Origin of the sequence: Streptomyces sp. CB02058 (assembly GCF_001905505.1) — a bacterium.
Lineage (GTDB): Bacteria > Actinomycetota > Actinomycetes > Streptomycetales > Streptomycetaceae > Streptomyces.
The window spans coordinates 815,048-831,534 of sequence record NZ_LIPG01000004.1; the positions used below are offsets into that span (position 1 = coordinate 815,048).

The 16,487-nt window shown below is 67.4% G+C and carries 8 protein-coding genes and 5 pseudogenes; 4 read left to right on the forward strand and 9 right to left on the reverse strand.

What is annotated here, in order from left to right; translation table 11 throughout:
• Positions 1-184 precede the first annotated feature (184 nt).
• The 4 genes and pseudogenes from AMK10_RS24105 to AMK10_RS24115 all read right to left on the reverse strand — a co-directional run bounded on the left by AMK10_RS24105 (position 185) and on the right by AMK10_RS24115 (position 6,621).
• Positions 185-997, reverse strand: a complete 813-nt coding sequence (locus tag AMK10_RS24105) for a hypothetical protein (protein WP_073749973.1) — start codon at positions 995-997, stop codon at positions 185-187.
• A 1-nt stretch (position 998) separates the two neighbouring features.
• Positions 999-1,364: a DUF559 domain-containing protein gene (locus AMK10_RS38195; RefSeq protein ID WP_158070905.1), complete on the reverse strand. Its 366-nt coding sequence runs from the start codon at positions 1,362-1,364 to the stop codon at positions 999-1,001.
• Positions 1,365-1,741: 377 nt separating this feature from the next.
• A pseudogene (locus AMK10_RS38200) lies at positions 1,742-5,575 on the reverse strand (AAA domain-containing protein); the annotation flags it as partial.
• Positions 5,576-5,790: 215 nt separating this feature from the next.
• Positions 5,791-6,621 (reverse strand): PIN domain-containing protein, encoded by an 831-nt coding sequence (locus tag AMK10_RS24115; protein WP_073749975.1) that lies wholly within the window; start codon positions 6,619-6,621, stop codon positions 5,791-5,793.
• 234 nt (positions 6,622-6,855) lie between these two features.
• On the opposite strand from AMK10_RS24115, the pseudogene AMK10_RS24120 reads away from it, so the two are divergent.
• Positions 6,856-7,238, forward strand: a pseudogene (locus tag AMK10_RS24120) (GNAT family N-acetyltransferase); the annotation flags it as partial.
• A gap of 736 nt (positions 7,239-7,974) precedes the next feature.
• Here AMK10_RS24120 and AMK10_RS24130 read toward each other — a convergent pair.
• The 3 genes from AMK10_RS24130 to AMK10_RS24140 are packed head-to-tail and all read right to left on the reverse strand — an operon-like array spanning position 7,975 to position 11,904.
• On the reverse strand, positions 7,975-8,229 hold the full coding sequence (locus AMK10_RS24130) for a hypothetical protein (RefSeq protein ID WP_073749977.1): 255 nt from the start codon (positions 8,227-8,229) through the stop codon (positions 7,975-7,977).
• Positions 8,216-9,337, reverse strand: coding sequence for a cyclophane-forming radical SAM peptide maturase AmcB (gene amcB / locus AMK10_RS24135; protein WP_073749978.1), 1,122 nt, complete (start codon positions 9,335-9,337; stop codon positions 8,216-8,218). The genes AMK10_RS24130 and amcB overlap by 14 nt, the downstream gene beginning before the upstream one ends.
• Positions 9,334-11,904, reverse strand: a complete 2,571-nt coding sequence (locus AMK10_RS24140) for a tetratricopeptide repeat protein (RefSeq protein ID WP_073749979.1) — start codon at positions 11,902-11,904, stop codon at positions 9,334-9,336. Before AMK10_RS24140 ends, amcB begins: the two co-directional genes overlap by 4 nt.
• A 209-nt stretch (positions 11,905-12,113) precedes the next feature.
• Here AMK10_RS24140 and AMK10_RS37495 point away from each other — a divergent pair, with 209 nt between their 5' ends.
• Together AMK10_RS37495 and AMK10_RS24145 are read left to right on the forward strand one after the other, a co-directional pair.
• A complete protein-coding gene (locus AMK10_RS37495; protein WP_158070900.1) occupies positions 12,114-12,275 on the forward strand; it encodes a hypothetical protein in 162 nt (53 codons plus the stop codon).
• Between the two features lie 304 nt (positions 12,276-12,579).
• A pseudogene (locus AMK10_RS24145) lies at positions 12,580-13,113 on the forward strand (transposase family protein); the annotation flags it as partial.
• 255 nt (positions 13,114-13,368) lie between these two features.
• Here AMK10_RS24145 and AMK10_RS24150 read toward each other — a convergent pair.
• Positions 13,369-15,052, reverse strand: a pseudogene (locus AMK10_RS24150) (ISAzo13 family transposase).
• 142 nt (positions 15,053-15,194) lie between these two features.
• Between AMK10_RS24150 and AMK10_RS24160 the strand changes: the two are divergent.
• Entirely contained in the window at positions 15,195-15,662 is a 468-nt protein-coding gene (locus AMK10_RS24160) for a DUF5959 family protein (protein WP_073749980.1), read from the forward strand.
• A gap of 366 nt (positions 15,663-16,028) precedes the next feature.
• Here AMK10_RS24160 and AMK10_RS24170 read toward each other — a convergent pair.
• Positions 16,029-16,343 (reverse strand): annotated as a pseudogene (locus AMK10_RS24170) (transposase); the annotation flags it as partial.
• Between the last annotated feature and the right edge of the window lie 144 nt (positions 16,344-16,487).

A 16,487-nucleotide genomic window follows, 5' to 3' on the forward strand; every position in this document is an offset into this window, starting at 1 on the left:
TTTACGGGACAGCGCTTAGCGTGACCCACCTCGGACGTGTGGCGCCCGGTCGGCTCCATGCCATCAGACGACAACGAACCCATTTGCGAGTTCACAAATGACCGTATCGGCTGGTTGCCCTCAGCCTCCTTGATGGGGACAACCAGCCGACCTTAGCTACGCGCTCCCGTTTCCCTACTAGGGGCTAAACGCCGCTTGCCGCCAGGTCATTGAGGACGGCGTTGACAGTGGACCAGCAGAGGTCGGCTGTATCGAAGTCTGCGCTGTGCTTGGCTCGCTTCTCGGCGAGCGGATGAACCAGGTTGCGGTAGGTCCGCAGGAGCTCCGAAGCCATCTTCGCGTCTTGGTCGATCCATCCATTGACGTAAGCATGCTGAACAAGGTCCTGCATCCCGGCCGAGCGCAGCGGCTTGGAGAGCGGCTCGCTGGCAGGCCTGACTTCGGCTGCGTGTACGAGCACGCCTTCGAGGAGGCTGCCGAGCATGATGACTGCTGAGGTGTAGGCGCCGTGTTCTTGACAAGTGTGCGCTTCGTCAAGACGTAGCTGGACGGCGCGGGCCAAGTCGGGATCAGCGACGATGTCGGTGATGGTGACCTTGAGTTCGACGCGCTGCGGCCGTGGTGGTTCGTCGGGGTCGTATTCGGTAAGGCTGGGTCGGCCGTTGCGGTAGTCGACGCAGCGTCCTTCAAGGGCCAGGACTTCTTGGAGGCGTTCGATGACAGGGGTGTACTCGCTGGGTTGTTGTTGGTACTCGCGCCGGTCGGCCAGGCGTAGAACGACACGTTCGATGTCTCCGGCGTCGTCTTCCTTACGTTCGCGCAGGAGGTCCAGAAGCCATGGGTTTCGTGGGCTGCCGTCGTGATCGGGAACGTCGTCCCAGCCGGCCCGGCGGAGGAAGGGTGCCAGCTCCCAGCCCCCGCGGCGTTTCATACCTGCCTCATCACCGCTGATCATGGCGGCCAGCTCTTCGAGAGTGCTGTCGTCGAAGTCATCCATGTCAGGCTGCCTCGCCGTCGTCGTCCAGTTCACCGTCGTAGGGGTCCGCGTCTTCCTCTTCAGGCTCGGCTTCAGCCAGTCCGACCGGCGCCCATACCGCTCGAGGTTCTATGCCATCAGCGGATGCGTCTGACGTGGTACGTGGGTGGATACCCAGGTCGGTCAAGCGTTTCCACAGGGGGGCCAGGGCACCTTCCGGCGAGAGAACAAAGGCGCTGCTGCGTACGCGCCAAAAGGTCCAGCCGGCGCGGCGTAGTTCTCGTTCCCGCTCGGCATCGTCGTGGATCTGTTGCCTCGTGGAGTGGTGGGGACTTCCGTCACACTCGACGGCGAGACGTCCGTGGCCCCCAGTAACAACGAGGTCGATGCGCTTGCCGTTGACTTCCCCATTGCGGCACTACGTCGTAGCCACGTTCCTTGATGCGTAGGTAGACGCGCTGCTCGAAGAGCGAGTCGAAGGGGGCGCATAGCTGGTCTGGGGTGACGTTGGCCGGCTGGCGGGCGTGAGTGTAGGGCGGGGGCGGGCTTTGCATGTAGGTGAGCAGGGAGCGGCGGAGGTCTTTGCTGCTCAGTTGGTCGACGGTCATCGAGTGGAAGAGCCACATCTGGTCGCGTGCTCGGCTGGCTGCAACATTGAAGCCGCTCGTGGCTGCGGCCAGTTGCAGCGATGACGTTGGCGCCGTCGACGACCATGGAGAGCAGGATGACGTCGCGTTGATCGCCTTGGAATTCTTCGGGAGTGCCGACCAGGATGTTGTGGCGTTCGCGGGCGGGCATGTCGATGCGGAGGTCGACGAGGTCTTGTACGAGTCGGGTCTGGGCACCTTGGCGCAGGATGATGACGCCTAGGCTGCGGTCGGCATAGGCCGGGTCTTGGGTGAGGCGGTGGAGCTGGTCAACAACTGCTTCCGCTTCGGGGCGGTTGATCAGCTTGTCTCTGCGTCCCTCGCAGTGCCCTTCTGGAACGTGGATGACTTTCAGTGGGGGGAGCCGGTCCGAGCCGTGCTGGCGGAGCAGGATGAGCTCGTTGTCGGGGTAGAACTGCATGGAGGACCACTTGATGATCTCGGGCATGCAGCGAAAGTGTTCGGTGAGGCGGATCACTTCGGTGAAGCGTGAGGAAAGCAGCTCGTACAGGTTGGATTTGGGGTCGAAGCCTTCCCGCTGCCAGGGTTCAAGTGCATCCATGCGTTCGTCGAAGATCTGTGTGATCCGATCGTGCTTGCTACCGGTGTAGTAGGGCGCGCACTGGCGGTCGTCTCCGACGACGATGATCCGCGGGGCGAGCCAGAGCAGCAGGAGGCCGTTCAGACCAACCTGGCTTGCTTCATCGACGATCACAACGTCGAAGGAGTCGGGTTCGGGGCTGATCGTCTCGGCCACCTGTCTGAGTGGCATGATCCAAGCGGGGACCGCGCCTTGGGCTGTTTGCATGACTGAGCGTGCGTGTCGTTGATGGCGTTTCCCGTAGTCCGTTGTTCCTTGGCCAGCGTTGGCTATGGCGCTGGCGTAGGCGGCCAAGGCTTGTTTGTGTTTCGTGGTCATGCGGCTCACGCAGTGCAGGGCTGCTCGGTCGCAGACGAGGCCTTCCACCAGAGCATGCAATCGGGCTTCGATCTGCGCGAGTTCTCCTTCGAGCAGCTCCTCGCGGCCGGGGCGGAGAACTGTGTCGAGGAAGTCCTGTGCTTGCCGCCAGGCCCAGGCTTGGGGGAAGGCGGCGAATCGGGCACGCCACTGAGTAGCAAGGGGGTCTGCGGCGAAGACTTGTGCCAGCTCGGGATGAGCTTCGCTCAGGCGTTGGAACAGCTTCCCGGTTTCTCGGCGGTCCGCTTCACGCTGGTACGCCAGCGTCAGCGCTTGTACTGCGCTTGCGTAGGCATGGGCGTTGCGGGCAGCTAGGGCGTCAGCTGCCCGTCGTAGTTCCTGGACGCCTTGCGATTGTGGCTGAGGAAGGCAGGCGAGAATCTCCTCAAGCCGACGGTTTGCCGCGTTGACCTGGAGCAGTTGCCGGGCCTGTGCTGTGTCTCGGCGGATGTTCTGCCACTGATCAACTGTGGTGACAGGTGCTGGGATGCCGCTGGTGAGCAGTGTCGTGTGGACTTGACGGATTGCCGCGACGCAGGAGTCGATGGCATGCAACATGGACGCCCGGTCGAGGAGTTGAGAGATGAGCAGGCCTGGTGCCTTCTTCTCGACATCCGATCCGACGCCTGCCCATCGGCTGCGCAGGGTACGGGCGTGGGAGCGCATCTCCAGATGGCGCACCACTGCGGCGACCTGTTCTCGGTTAGCGGGCGCCATGCCTTCGACTCGGCACTGTTCCAGGAGAACTCGGGCTTGTTTGAGAACAGCTGGCCGTGGCCAGCGTTTGTTCAGCTGCCCGTTGCCCAGGAGGTACACCTCGACGTTTCGGCCGCTGACTAGAAGTTCTTTCTCCTCGCCTTCGGGAAGCTGTGGCATTTCCACTTCGAGGAAGGAGGCGGTCGCGATCTCCTGTTGGGTCTGCTGGGCTCGCTTTGAGGCGTTGCGGATGCTGTCCCACATCGGTTGCGAGCGTCGTGCGATTCCGTCCTCCAGAGCGCGAGTTGCCCAGGTTTCCTCTTGCCACGCCGTAGGGTCCGCAGACAGCCCCACGCTCTGCAGAGCCTGCTGGGCTTCCTCGAGTAGAGCTTCCACAACTGCGAGCTCTGCGTCACCGTGGTCGGCCAAGGCTTGGGCTAGTGGTGTGACGGGTTTCGGCCCAAGGCCTTCCTTGGCTGCTTCTATGTCCCTGATGCGGCCGGCGACGTCTTCAGGGTCCGGCAGGGTGGAGGGATCGGGGCAGTACTGAATGTGCGCATCGAGGATTTCCGGGCCATGCTCGGTCACCAGCAGCCATAGCCTCTGTGCTTCTTCGGTGTCCAGAGGAGGCAGCTGTCCTGGCTGTGGAGGCAGCGGCGGCAGCCACTGATAATCAGCCGTTCCCCGCTCGGCAGCCTGCACAATCTCGTCGAGGCGGCCGCGGTAACCCGGTGCAATGTCGGGGTGCTCATACCACTCGGCTTCCCGTACCGCTCTCAGGTGTTCTCGCAGCTCGGCCTGTTCAGCCATGAGCTGATGCCGCTGAGATTGCTGGGTCTCGATGCGCTGCTGCAGCCGCTCGGGGTTCGTAGTCGCGCTCAGGTGGGCCAGAGCTCCGAGAGACTGGCGCAGATCGGAGCTGCCGCCCTGCCACTGATCGCGCTGGAGTACGCACATACTGCGCAGGTTCGGCGGCAGCTGGTCGATCAGCACCTTCAAGGCCTGGCCCTTCTCGCTGGTGACCAGAACTCTCTTGCCATCAGCGAGGAGCGCAGCGATCAGGTTGCTGATCGTGTGGGTCTTTCCGGTGCCTGGGGGGCCTTGGACTACCACGCTGGTGTCGTGCTGCAGCCTCTCCAGCACGTCCAGCTGGGCCGCATTGGTGACCATGGGGAACAACGGTTCCGGGCGCAGCGCCGGAGGGACGGGGCCGTTGCTGCTCCCCCAGGCGGTGCGTTGCTCGGGTTCGAGGTCGTAGAGCAGCTGCGCTAGCCCCAAGGGGGCTTGCGCCCCGGGACGCTTCAAGACTCGCGCGATGCTTTCGAAGAAGCCGAGCACCGAGCGCTGGCCATGTTCGCGCAAGATAACAGCCGGCGCATGATGCAGCGAGCGTGCCTGCGGGTCGGCGGTGATGTCGGGATGCCCACTGCCGGAGTCAAACGAGAGTGTTCGCTCGACGCCGAAGGCGCGCTGCGACCATGAGCGCACCGCCTCTGACGCCCGGTCCGACAGAGGATGGAAGGCAACTTCCTCCACCTCCGAGCGAACGACCCCCAGCAGTTCCGAGGTGTAACCATCGGACTCGCTGAGAAACTCGGTGTCCTCCAAGCGGCCCGACTGACCCGGCACCAAAGACACAGTGACGTTGACCGAATTCGGATCAACCGTGAGGGTGACAGGGACGGTCACAATGTGCCTACGCACTCGAGCCGACGTTCGCTCGGCCCCTACTTGCAGAAGGCCTACTGCCAGGACTGTTTCGAAAGAGTCACCGTCCTGCTGAACCTTCTTGGCAATCCGGTACAACTGCTGGTGCAGACGGCGGTGCGGCACAGCAGCCAGCTCTTCCTGCGCCCACCGCTTCCATCGGCTGGCCCAGCTTTCGTAGGCCTTGCGCACCTCCGAGCTACCGATTTCCAATGCCTTCGGGTCCATGTCCTGGTCAGCGAAGGGGTCTGCCTGTTCGCTGACGACCGACGCATCGTCGAGCAGCTCGGGAGGCTCCGCCGCGGCGGTCGCAGCGGTCTCGACTGATACGCGTCCCTGCAGAATCGCCGGCAACCGCGGTGCTTCCAGGGGCGGACGGTGCTTCACCACCATGATGCGGGAGTCAGCGTCCTTCGCGCGGCGGACGAGCCCCTCTGGAACATCTGCAAGCCACACCACCTCGGGGTATTTGCTGCAGTTCCTGACAGGCCGGTAAGCACCTCGCACCAGCTCTTGAAGACAGTCGACCAACACGCGAGTGTCACGGACAGCTTTGGGATCGCTGCCATCGCGTACTGCCGGGCGTACCATCACATCCCCCAAACGCCCGCCACGGTGGCAAGCCTTCCAGAGTCCATGAGCACTACGAGTTAGGCAATGCGGCAGACCTCAGCCACGACGTTTTCCAGACAAGCAGCGGGGCACCGCCCGACCCGATCGGACACGCCTGAGGTAGCAGAGCAGGCAGCTACTGCAAGAACGCTGCCGAGCACGAACGCGAGAGCCTTGCGCCTTGGCCTGCGTGGTCACCTCGTCTCCGGCTCCGGGCCCGTACCCGCGTCCGTCCGCAGCTTCAGCACCGGCAAGTTCGCCCACTTCGCCCGCATCGACATCCCCGTGTCATACGTAACGAGTTGCACCGACCCGGCCGCGATCGCGTGCACTGCGAGGGCCCGGTCCACGATCTCGTCGTCCTCGTCTGGCAGCCGCACATGCCCCGGGTTGTCGAAGAACACCTCGACCTTCACCCGACCAAGGCGCTCATTGCTATCCAGGAGCCGGTCCAGCACCGCGAGGCTGTACCCGGCCCGCCACCGGACCTGCTTATCCCTCGACTCCTTCAGCCGGTCCAGCTCGTCGACAACCACCATCGGCACCGTCACCCGAACCGCTTCAGCTCCAGCGCCCGCAAGCACAAAGAAGTCAGTGTCCTCCAGCTTCGTCTCATGCTTGATGAACACGCTGGTGTCGAGCACAAGCACGGAAGTCATAGCCGGCCAACGCTGCATCTGCCCTTGGAAAGCATCCACTGCCGCATCCAGAGCGACTACGCGCTCCCTAACCTCGTTGGTAAGTAGCCCGTTCACCAACCGTTGCTGGTCGCTGCCTGCCAGATGCCCCACACCATCCAGCAGGGACTGATACATCCGAGTCCTGATCAGACGATCAATGTCGCTCGCACTGATCTGGCCGACCAACACGCGCAGGGAATCGTTGGCCCACTCCAGGTAAGCCAGGAGACGGCCGTAGGCCGAGCCGTGGTGCTGCGATTCCAGGTTTCCCGCAGCCACAGAGACGGATCGCAGAGCGCTTAGCACGTTGTCCCGGTGGGTTCCGGGTATCGGAGTGACGATCATCAGCGGATGATGTCAGGCCAACCCGCCCACTGCAGGACTTTCTCGGCATCCCCGCCAGACATCCGGGATAACAGACCCGCTTTGCGGCTGTATGCATGCTCCGCAGTTGTCTAAGTTGCTGACCCTCGACTCCACGAAACTCCGTTAAGGCAACCTCAGCCTGTCCGGATCACCACGCACGCCTTGCCCAGCCGTGGGTGGTCACCTCGCGAGGTGACCACCCACGGCTGAAGCATCACCGACTACGCCACGGTCCTCGCCTCGAACTGGAACCCGCCGCCACCACGGTGCGCCAGTTCTTCGCCGACACCGCCGATGCGGCCCTCACCGCCGACTGCCCCGCCCGCTATCTGGTCGGCCACGTCGACGGCTGTCCCGTCTGCTCGGCCGAGGTCTTCCTGCACGCGGGCGGCGCCGGCATCTACAACATCGCCGCACTCGCCACCGACCGCCGCCGCGGCTACGGCGGCGCCATCACCGCGGCCACCCTGCACACCGCCCGGGACTCGGGCCACGAGACAGCGGTGCTCCAGGCATCCGCCGACGGGGAACCCGTCTACCGCCGCCTCGAATTCACCGGCTGCGGCCACTTCACCGAGTACGCCCTCACCCCCTGACCCGTCAACGCTTCACGCCCGGGGGCATCGCCCCGATGGGCCTCAAGCTTCGACCTCATGCCTGACCAGCGAAAACCACACACAGAGGTCGGTGGTTCTTCGGCTGTTCAGCCACTGGATGATCGCGGGTGGACACAAGAATGCCGTCCATGATGAGCACAGTGTCCTCGGCGACTTGCCGAAGCAGCGTGGGCTCAGCAGTAACGGGAGCCCTTAGGTCTCCGGTGCCACGGATCCCGTGACCGTCCCAGCCTGGGCCCGTGGCTCGAACATCGACAACACGGACTGTCAGGTTCGGCTGAGCTTCCTCGGCTGATCATGATTGTTCAGCTGGGCCGTGCCGCCCGATTCTCCGCCCTAAGGGCTCGAGCAGAGAGAAGAAGAAGGCCGACGGCGCCTACCTGGGCACCGGACTGGTGGTCCCGCCTCGCAGCCGAGCCGGACACCTCCTCATGTCCGATCTGCGACGAGCGCCCGAAAAGCGTCGTGTCATGTGTCGAGGACCCAACTATCGACGGGCGTTGGGTGGTTCTCGTGGACTTCAAGCCCTGTCGGCATGGCATTGGGATGCCCAACGACGAATAGCAGACCGCCTGGGCGTTCGACCATGACGTGTCCCGGCTGCATCCTGCAGACGTTCGACGGAGGGGGACCAGACTAAGGCAAGGTCAGGAGCGGAAAACAGGGGGGCGGGCCTGCACCCGGGTCCCCGCCCCGGGCCTCGGCGGCGGCACCACTACGGAGCGTCGGGGCCCCGCTCCTCGGCGGCCCCCGGCTCTTCGTCCTCCTTGTCGCCGGCCCTCTCGTCGTCCGGTGGTCCGTACCGCCGGTCCGACGGGCCCTCCCACGGACCCGGGTCCCCCGCGCTGGGGCGTGGTCCGCGCTCCGGGGGCGGTGACACGGCTTCCACGAGCGCGGTCAGGGGGTCCCTGAGCCGTTCGATCCGGTCCGCCAGCCGTCGGGCCGGGTAAGCCTCATCACTGTCCGACATGGTGGAGCACTCCTTCCATCAGCGCTTTCCTGCTGTTGCGGCAGTAGCGGGTCTCGGTTCCGTCGAAGCTTCCGGTTTCGAAGTACTTGTTGGCGGGGCTACCGCCCCGGCAGTACGAGAAGTGGTCGCACGCGGCCCGGCAGGCCGCCACCCCGCGCATTGCCTCAGCCACCCACGGGAGGCCGATGGCCCGTACGACCGCCTGCGCCAGCCCCGCGCCGAGGACGTTGTCCGCGGCGAACCGTCCGTGCGCGGGCGAGGAGAATCCCGCGAGTTCGGGGCCGAAGGGGGCCACGTCGCCGTTCCACATCACCATCGGGACGGGGTCGTGCGGGCGGTCCGCGCGTGCCTCGGCGGTGCCCGCCAGCTGGGTGCGGACGAAGCCGAGGGCGTCGTCGACGTCCCGCACCCGCAGCCGTCCGTCGGACTCGGCGCAGTCCACCAGTGCGGCCCAGAACTCCACCACCCGGTCGTGGGCGGAGGTCTCGTCCGCGCGCTGGATCCCCTTGCGTTCCACGAGGTTGACGCCGAGGGAGGCGCATCCCAGTGAGGCGAACCAGTCGTACAGTTCGCGGGCCCGGGCCGCCGAGGGGGCGCGGACCACGGCGACGGCGGTGAAGGGGACGCCGTGCGTGCGCAGAGTGCTGATGCCCGCCAGCGCGCGTCCGGTGCTGTTTCGGCCGGCGCGGTCGACGCGAGATCCGTTCCGGCGGGCGGGTCCGTCGATGCTGACCGACACACGGATGTTCCGCCGGGCGAACAGCTCGCACCAGGCGTCGTCGATGAGTACGGCGTTGGTCTGCACCCCGTGCCGGACGGGGAAGCGGCGGGCGGCGGGGAAGCGGCGGAGCAGTTCCTCGAAGCGGCCGGTCCCGGTGGTCAGGGGCTCGCCCCCGTGCCAGAGCACATCGACCGGATGGTGCTCGGCCCAAGCGCCTACGCCTTCCGCGACGGCTTCCGCCACCTCGTAGGACATGAGGCGGGCGTGTGTCCGGCCGGGCAGGTAGCAGTACGAGCAGTCGAGGTTGCACAAGGTCGTCGGCTGGACGAAGAGGAGTGGTGCGGTCGGGGAGAGGCGGACGGGGGCTGTCCGCGTGCCGGGGGTCATGCCAGGTCCTCCTGTCGTTCCGGGGGCGTGTCCGTGCCTTCCGTGCGGTCTTTGTCCGCGAGCGCGCGGGCGGCGGCCAGCCGCTCCCGGGCGCGGCCCAGGTGGTAGTGGTCCCGCAGGTCCGTGAAGAGTGCGGCAGCGTGCGCGTAGGCGTCGGCGGCCTCCGCGTGGCGTGCGAGCCCCTGGAGGGTGAGTCCGAGGTCGTGGCTGACCGTGGCCTCCCGGTGCCGTTCGCCGACGTCCCGCAGGAGGGCGAGGGCGGTGCGCTGTTCCTCCAGCGCCGCGGCGAACTCGCCCCTGTCCGCGAGGGCGAGGGCGCGGTCGTTGCGGCAGGTGCCCTCCGCCTCCCGTTCCTCCTGCCGGGCGAAGGCGTCCCGGGCCCGCCGGTGCGCGTGTTCGGCCTCCTCCGGGTGGCCGGTGTGCCGCAGCACCCGCCCCAGGTTGTTGACAACCAAGGCTTCCAGGAAGGGCTCGTCCCCGTCCTTCAGAAGGGCTCCGGCCCGCTCCAGGGCGGTCCGGGCCTCAGTGAACCGGCCCTGGTGCAGGAGCACGGACCCCTGGCCGTTCTCCGCGCGGGCGAGGGCGCGGACGTTGCCGGTGCGTTCGGCGAGACGGGCCGCTTCTCCGTGGGCTGCGGCTGCCTCGTCGAAGCGGCGGAGCTTGCCGAGGGTATCGCCGAGGCTGTACCAGGTCCTTGCCTGGTACTCCTCCGTGCCGGGGACCTCCGCGTAGGCCCGCAGGGCGGCGCGACACGCCTCGGCGGACTCCTCCAGCCGTCGTGTCCGGCGCAGAGCGACCCCGAGGTTGTTCGCGCTCTTGGCCTCTTCGAAGCGGTCGCCCAGGAGGCGGGCGGCGCGCACGGACTGCTCGTACGCCACGACGGCGTCATCGAAGAGCCGACGCCGTCCGAAGTACTCGCCCAGGCCCAGCGCGAGGCGTACGGCTGCTGCGGCGTGGCCGGGTTCCGCGGCCCAGGCGGTCGCCGCCATCAGCGAGGTGCGCTCCGCGTCGAGCCAGGCAAGGGCCGCGTCGCGGTCGGCGAAACCGCCCGGCGCCGGCGTCCCGGTCGGGGTCAGCAGCAGCTTCCGGGCTTCGGCGACCCGGTCTCCGTAGTGGTCGAGGAGGCGGATGCGGGCTTCCTCGCAACGGAGCCGCAGCTCCTCGTCGGCACGCACCCCGGCCACCGCGTACGCCCGTACCAGGTCGTGCATCCGCCAGCGGCCTCGCCCGTCCCTCGGCTCCACCAGGTGGGCGCGGACCAGTGCGTCGACGGCGCGGGGCGGAAGCGGGCCGCCGTGGCTCGAGGTCAGGGTCTCCGCGGAGACGTCCGGGCCGGGGGCAAACGCCATCAGCCGGAACAGGTAGGCCTGTTCGCCGGTGAGCCGTCGGCAGGACAGGTCGAAGGCGGCGCGGACGCCGCGCTCCCCGTCCTCCAGATACTCCATGCGCGTGTCCACGTCGCGCAGTTCGTCCGCGAGTTCGGCAACGGGCTTGCCCGGGTCAGCGATCAGCAGGGCCGCCGCGATCTGAAGGGCGAGCGGGAGGTACCCGCACAGGCGGCAGACCTCCCGCGCCGCATCCTCCTCGCGGGCGAGCCGCCGGTCGTCGCGGGCGGCGGCGGCCAGGGCCCCGTCCAGTGCCTCCAGTGAGGCCTCCGGTGTGAGCATGGCCAAGCGCACCTGCTGTGCGCCGAGTTGCGCGAGGACGTTCCGGGAAGTGATCAGGACACGGTGGGCAGGGTCGCCGGGCAGGAGCGGGACCACCTGGGAGGAGGTCGCCGCGTTGTCCGCCAGCAGCAGGACGGGTCCCTGGGTCCGCGCGGTCCCCTCCAGCACGGACCGGTAGAGCCCGGCACGCTCGTCAGGGGTCGGCGGGATGCGCTCGGGGGCGACGCCGAGGGCGCGGAGCATGGCCTGCACGGCGTTGTCCGGGGCGACCGGGTGGTCTTCGGCACCGTGTAGGTCGACGAAGTACACCCCGCCGGGGAACAAGTCGGCGCGCCGTGCCGCGTGGGCCACGTGGAGGGCCAGCGAAGTCTTACCCGCTCCGCCCAGGCCCGAGACGGCCACCGGGAGCGGGGGAGCCCCGTCGGCCCCCTCCGGGCGCAGCAGGGCGAGGATCGCCTCAAGTTCGCGGTCGCGGCCGACGAGGCGAGTGCCGGGAGTGGGCAGGGTGGACAGAGCGTCCGGCATCGCCCCCGCGTGGGGGTGTACGGGCAGAGAACGCGGCGGATCCTTCCGGGCGGGCCGACCGCCGCGGCTGCCCTTCCGGTCCTGACGGGCCCGCAGGAGGAGCTGCCGCCACCACTCCTCCGGCCGCGCCGTGTAGCCGCCGGGCCCGCGGCCCGCCTCGCTTTGGAGGAAGGCCGTCATGGCCAGGAAGTAGCGGGTGTGGGCGGCCCCCGGGACGGTACGCCGGTTCAGCCAGCCACTGATGGTCGCGTCCGAGATCACCGCCGGCGGACTCTGCCGGAGCCCCAGGCGCACAAGCCGCCTCAGGGTCGGGCGCGCAGCCGCCTCGTACACAGCCGCCAGCTCGTCCCAGAACCTCTGCGCCTGCTCGCCCAAGTCCCCCGGCTCCCCCGTCGTCCCGCACCGTCCTGTGTGGTGTTTCCGGCCCGCCCGTCCCCCGGAACAGTTCCGATGCCTGGCCCCACCAGGATGGTTCCCCTCCCGCCGCCGGGTACCCCCCTCGCCGGAAACCCGCCGGAAGCGGCCCCATGGGTCCACCGACCGGCTGCACCGACGCATCCGGCACGTCTCCACGGGAGCTTCCCATGACCGACACCCCTACGCCGAGCACGACTACCCCGCCCGTGGCCGGCACGGTCATGACCAGGGCCGTCCGTCGCGTTCTCCTGCCCGCCCTGCGCCTGCTCGCCCTCGCCGTCGCCAGTGGCGGCGCGGAGGCACTCGTCACGTGGCTCTTCCAACGGTAACCGCGGGCCACCGAGCGCGTACGCCCCAGCACGGTCCACGTAAGGATCACGGCGTTGCGATGGACGGTCGTCCTCCGGGGCGGCCCGGGGCCGCCCCATGAACGCCAGGCGTGAACAGGCGGCGTGGCGGCGAGATCCGTCCTTCGGAGCTTCCTCAACCAGTGAGCTTCTTCGGGCCGGCCCCTGATCGGGTGACGGCTGTGAGGCGTGACAAGCGAGGTCCTCGGGTTGTTGATCGAGATGTCTGATTTCTCAACCGACCAGTCCGGGGGCCTCGTTGGTCATCTCCTCTACCAGTCTCGACCTCATCGATCTGCTGGCCGAACGGGCACCCGGCTTGCTGAAGGTGCTGCGGGAGCGATCCGGACCTCGCACTGCTGGACGACACCCTCGCCGAGTGCGACCGCGTCGGCGACGGCCGGGCCGACTACTCCGCCAAGCACCGCCGCCACGGGGTGAACGTCCAGGTCGTGACTGATCCGTCCGGTCGGCTGCTGTGGCTCTCGACGGCCCTGCCAGGACGCAGTCACGACATGACCGCCGCTCGCACCCACCGGATCATTGGGACCTGCGGGCGCGCCAGGACGTCCCAATCCTGCCTGACCTGGCCTACTAGGGCGGCGGGCCCCGGGTCACCACGGGCATGAAGCGTCGGCCGCACCACGACCTCACTCCGACCGCCCAGACCCTCAACCGGGCCCTGTCCTGCACGCGGGCGCCTGTCGAACGCGGTGCCGCCCGCCTGAGGTGCCGGCGAATCCTCCGTCACGCCCGATGCAGTCCGAACCGCATGACGCCCATCGCCAAGCCGTCCTCACTCCGGAGCTGCTCCGCTTGAATTCCGATGAACAACGCGAAGATCGAGAATGGCATGGGGTGGGGCGAAGTGTGACCGAGCGCTACGGCTGACTGGTCCGGTCAGTCACAGCGCTCCGGAATCACCACAGCTCCCCGGGTCCTATGACAGCAAGTCCGACCTGCTTGGCAAGCCAGTGTGCGTACGGCTCCCTCTCCTGGCGGCCGTCAATGCAGACGCTAAAGCCGAGCAGGGCCAGACCGGGCGAGCGCGAGCTCAATTAGGGCTTGCCGGGAATCAACACCTCGGTTTGATCTTGTTTTTGTCGAGGTCGAGGAATCTCGCGATGTCAGTCGGTGTGCGGAAGCGGGCGGTCGAGGCAGGGATCTGAACTCCGTGGGCTTCCAGGAGCGGGCGGACGTCATTTGCTGCGCGGCTGATGGTCATGGCGGTGGTGTTGAAGAGCTGGCCCAGGAGGTCCATGGTCGCGAGTTTTCGCAGGTGGAGCACGGTGGCCAGGACCCGGTCGGCTGAGGTGAGCTTGGGTTTGGCTCCTGTGCCAGGGGCCACCAGGCGCTCATGGCCTCTGCGTGTGCGGAGCACGTGCTCGCGTTGAATCTCCATCGCTGGAGTCAGCACGTCGATGAGTTCGTTGAGCTGCCGGCGGGTCATCCCGGTCAGTTCCGGGTCCTGTAGCGAACGCCAGGTGAGGCAGGCCGGTCCGTCCGCCTGGGCCTCGTCCTGTGTGCTGGTGGTGGTCGCCGTGTCCGTCGGGCGCTGGGGGTGGAGGGTGTAGTTCCAGTCGCCGTGGAAGCGGTGGTGGGTGATGGGCAGGGCGGCGATCTCGTCGTCGCTGACGCGGATACCGGTGGGGTACTCACCGCTGTCGAGTTCGGCCTGGACGGTGAGGCCGGTGCGGCTGGTGGTCGCGGCGATGGTTTGGAGCATGACTTCGTGGCTGGTCAGGGGCCTGCCTCGCCAGTTCATGGTGATGTGAGAGAACAGCCGGTGCTCGATCTTGTTCCACTTCGAGGTGCCGGGCGGCAGGTGACACACCGTGATCTCAAGGCCGGTCTCGGCGGCGAGATTCGGCGAGCTGGGTCTTCCAGCCCCGGGTGCGGTAGCCGTTGGAGCCGCCGCCGTCGGCGGTGATCAGCAGCCGGTGGGCGCGGGGGTAGTCGTGCCGGCCGACCGCCTGCCACCAGCGGCGGATCGAGGCGACGGCGAACGCCGCCGTGTCGTGATTGGTGCCGATGCTGACCCAGCCGGTGTTCGCCGTCGCGTCGTAGATTCCGTATGGAATTGCCTTCTCGGCCTGGCCGGGGAAGTCGTGCGTCTTGACCCTCACGGGCTGTCCTGCGGGCTGCCATTCGTGCCCGGCGTTCCTGTAGTCGCCGATCAGCTCCTTCTTCTTGCTGTCCACGCTGATCACCGGGTCACCGGCGTCCCTGTGATCTCGTGCCTGCTCGTTGAGGTAGCGGAACTGGGCATCCCTGTCGGGGTGCTGGGCACCTTCGATGGTCTTGGCGTTGGCCTGCAGGCTGAAGCCTTCCTCCCGCAGCAGGCCGGCGACGGTGTCGGCGGAGACCCGGCGCCCCTGGCAGGTGAGCTCCGCCGCCAGCTTCCGGGTCGACTTCGTCGTCCAGCGCAGTGGCGACATCGGGTCGCCCCGCTCGTCGGGCTCGACCAGCGCCAGCAGTGCCGGCCGCAGCCCAGAGTCCAGCTCGGCCGCCTTCCTCCGCCCTCCGCCGGGATGGCGCACTCGCCCCAACGGGGCCTGACCGGAGTCCAGTTCAGATGCCCCACGCGAGACCGTGGCCTCCCGGACCCCGGCTGCAGCGGCGACGATCCCGATGCCGCCATGCCCCAGCGACAGTGCTTCCGCCCCTATGGCCAGCCGACGCTGACGCTCGTCCAGATGCGGCAACAACACCTGGAACTTCGCCGCCAGAACGGCCTCGATCCCCTCCGGTCTCCCCATACCAGACCAACGAGCCCCACGGCTGGAAGCCACGACTTGTTTCCCGGCAAGCCCTTAGAACTCCTAACGCAATGCCTCTGTGTGGGTCGACGGCCGGTGCGCGGCATCATGGCGGCAGTCGATGTGAGCGTGGGGAGCAAGGGTGAGCGAGGGCAGCGCCGTGGATCTGATTCACCTGGCTGACGAGGGGAGCAGTCTTCTGGTTCGGGTTCTGGGCCGTCACATGCCGGGGGTGCTGTCCTGGCACGACTTCCTCGACGTGGAGATCGTGGTTACCAGCGGGTTCACCCAAGGACGCCTCGAAGTGTGCCTGGCACCGGAGGACCTGGAGTGCTGGTCACACGTCCTGGATGCGCTTGTCGCTGGGCGGGACGCGTCCTGGATGGACGACGGGCGCAACCCCGAGATCCGATTCGAACCCTCCGGCCAGGACGGGGTTGTCGTGGTCGCGGTGGAGGACCTTGCCGGATCCGGTACATCGGTCCGTGTTTCGGTGCGCATGGCCCAGGGCTGGGCCGCGGAGCATCGCGAACGGTTGCGGCGTGTCCGGGCGGCGTGGCCCCAGGAGGTTGTGGAGACATCCCCGGGCGCTTACGAGTGGCGCCGCTGAACTGCCGCGAGTCGGCGCCAGCAGATGAGCGCGCATCCCAGGGTGAGGAAGGCTTAGTGGATGTCGTATCGCTGCGACCAGGCCGAGCGCGGTGACCGCGAACGACCAGCCGAAAGTTCAGAACCACTGGCTACCTCATCGAGTGGGACGGAATAGTGCCTTTTGGCGGTGCTCAGAGGGCCGCGCGGAGTACGCCATAGAGGAGCTGATCAATCTCGCCGCTGTCCGCGGCGAGCCGTCGAGCCCCGGCATCAAAGCCGGCCCCGCCGGGACGCCCTGAACATAGGCGCCCCGGATCGTGGCGGGGGTACCGGGTCAGCACCGGCATACCCGCCCGCCGTGCTCGAATGACGGGGTGATCCGTCCGAGTACGTGAGTTTGCATGGCCACTCCGCGCCACTGCTCGAGCCGGTCGATGCACTGCTCGATCGCGTTACGCTGCTTGTACGCCTCGACGTCGAAGGCGGGTGGTCGGCCTCCGTCTCGGCCTCGCCGCAGCCGGCGGCCGACCTGTTCGGACGGCTGGGGAATGGCAGTGCGGGTCCCTCGTCGCCGGAGGTGATTCCGAATCGCACGGGATGAGTAGGCGCGGTCCGCCAGGATTACCTCTGGCCGAGTCCTCGGCCGTCCGGGTCCGTCTCGCGGAACACGGATACTGGCCATGACAGCTTCGAAGGCTGGGATGGCAACGACGACGACGTTGCCACACCTGCGGCTCCGACTTCGGCCGCAACTCATGGCCAGCCGAAATGCCAGAACGACACCACTGCCAATGAGCCCGCATGACCGGCACGGAGTGCACCGTCCGGCTGTGGTTCCCGTCGA

Excerpts from the sequence above, each read along its gene's own strand:
- AMK10_RS24105 (WP_073749973.1), bottom strand. The coding sequence starts at position 997 with ATGGATGACTTCGACGACAGCACTCTCGAAGAGCTGGCCGCCATGATC.
- AMK10_RS24115 (WP_073749975.1), bottom strand. The coding sequence starts at position 6,621 with ATGATCGTCACTCCGATACCCGGAACCCACCGGGACAACGTGCTAAGC.
- AMK10_RS24130 (WP_073749977.1), bottom strand. The coding sequence starts at position 8,229 with ATGTCGGACAGTGATGAGGCTTACCCGGCCCGACGGCTGGCGGACCGG.
- amcB (WP_073749978.1), bottom strand. The coding sequence starts at position 9,337 with ATGACCCCCGGCACGCGGACAGCCCCCGTCCGCCTCTCCCCGACCGCA.
- AMK10_RS37495 (WP_158070900.1), top strand. The coding sequence starts at position 12,114 with ATGACCGACACCCCTACGCCGAGCACGACTACCCCGCCCGTGGCCGGC.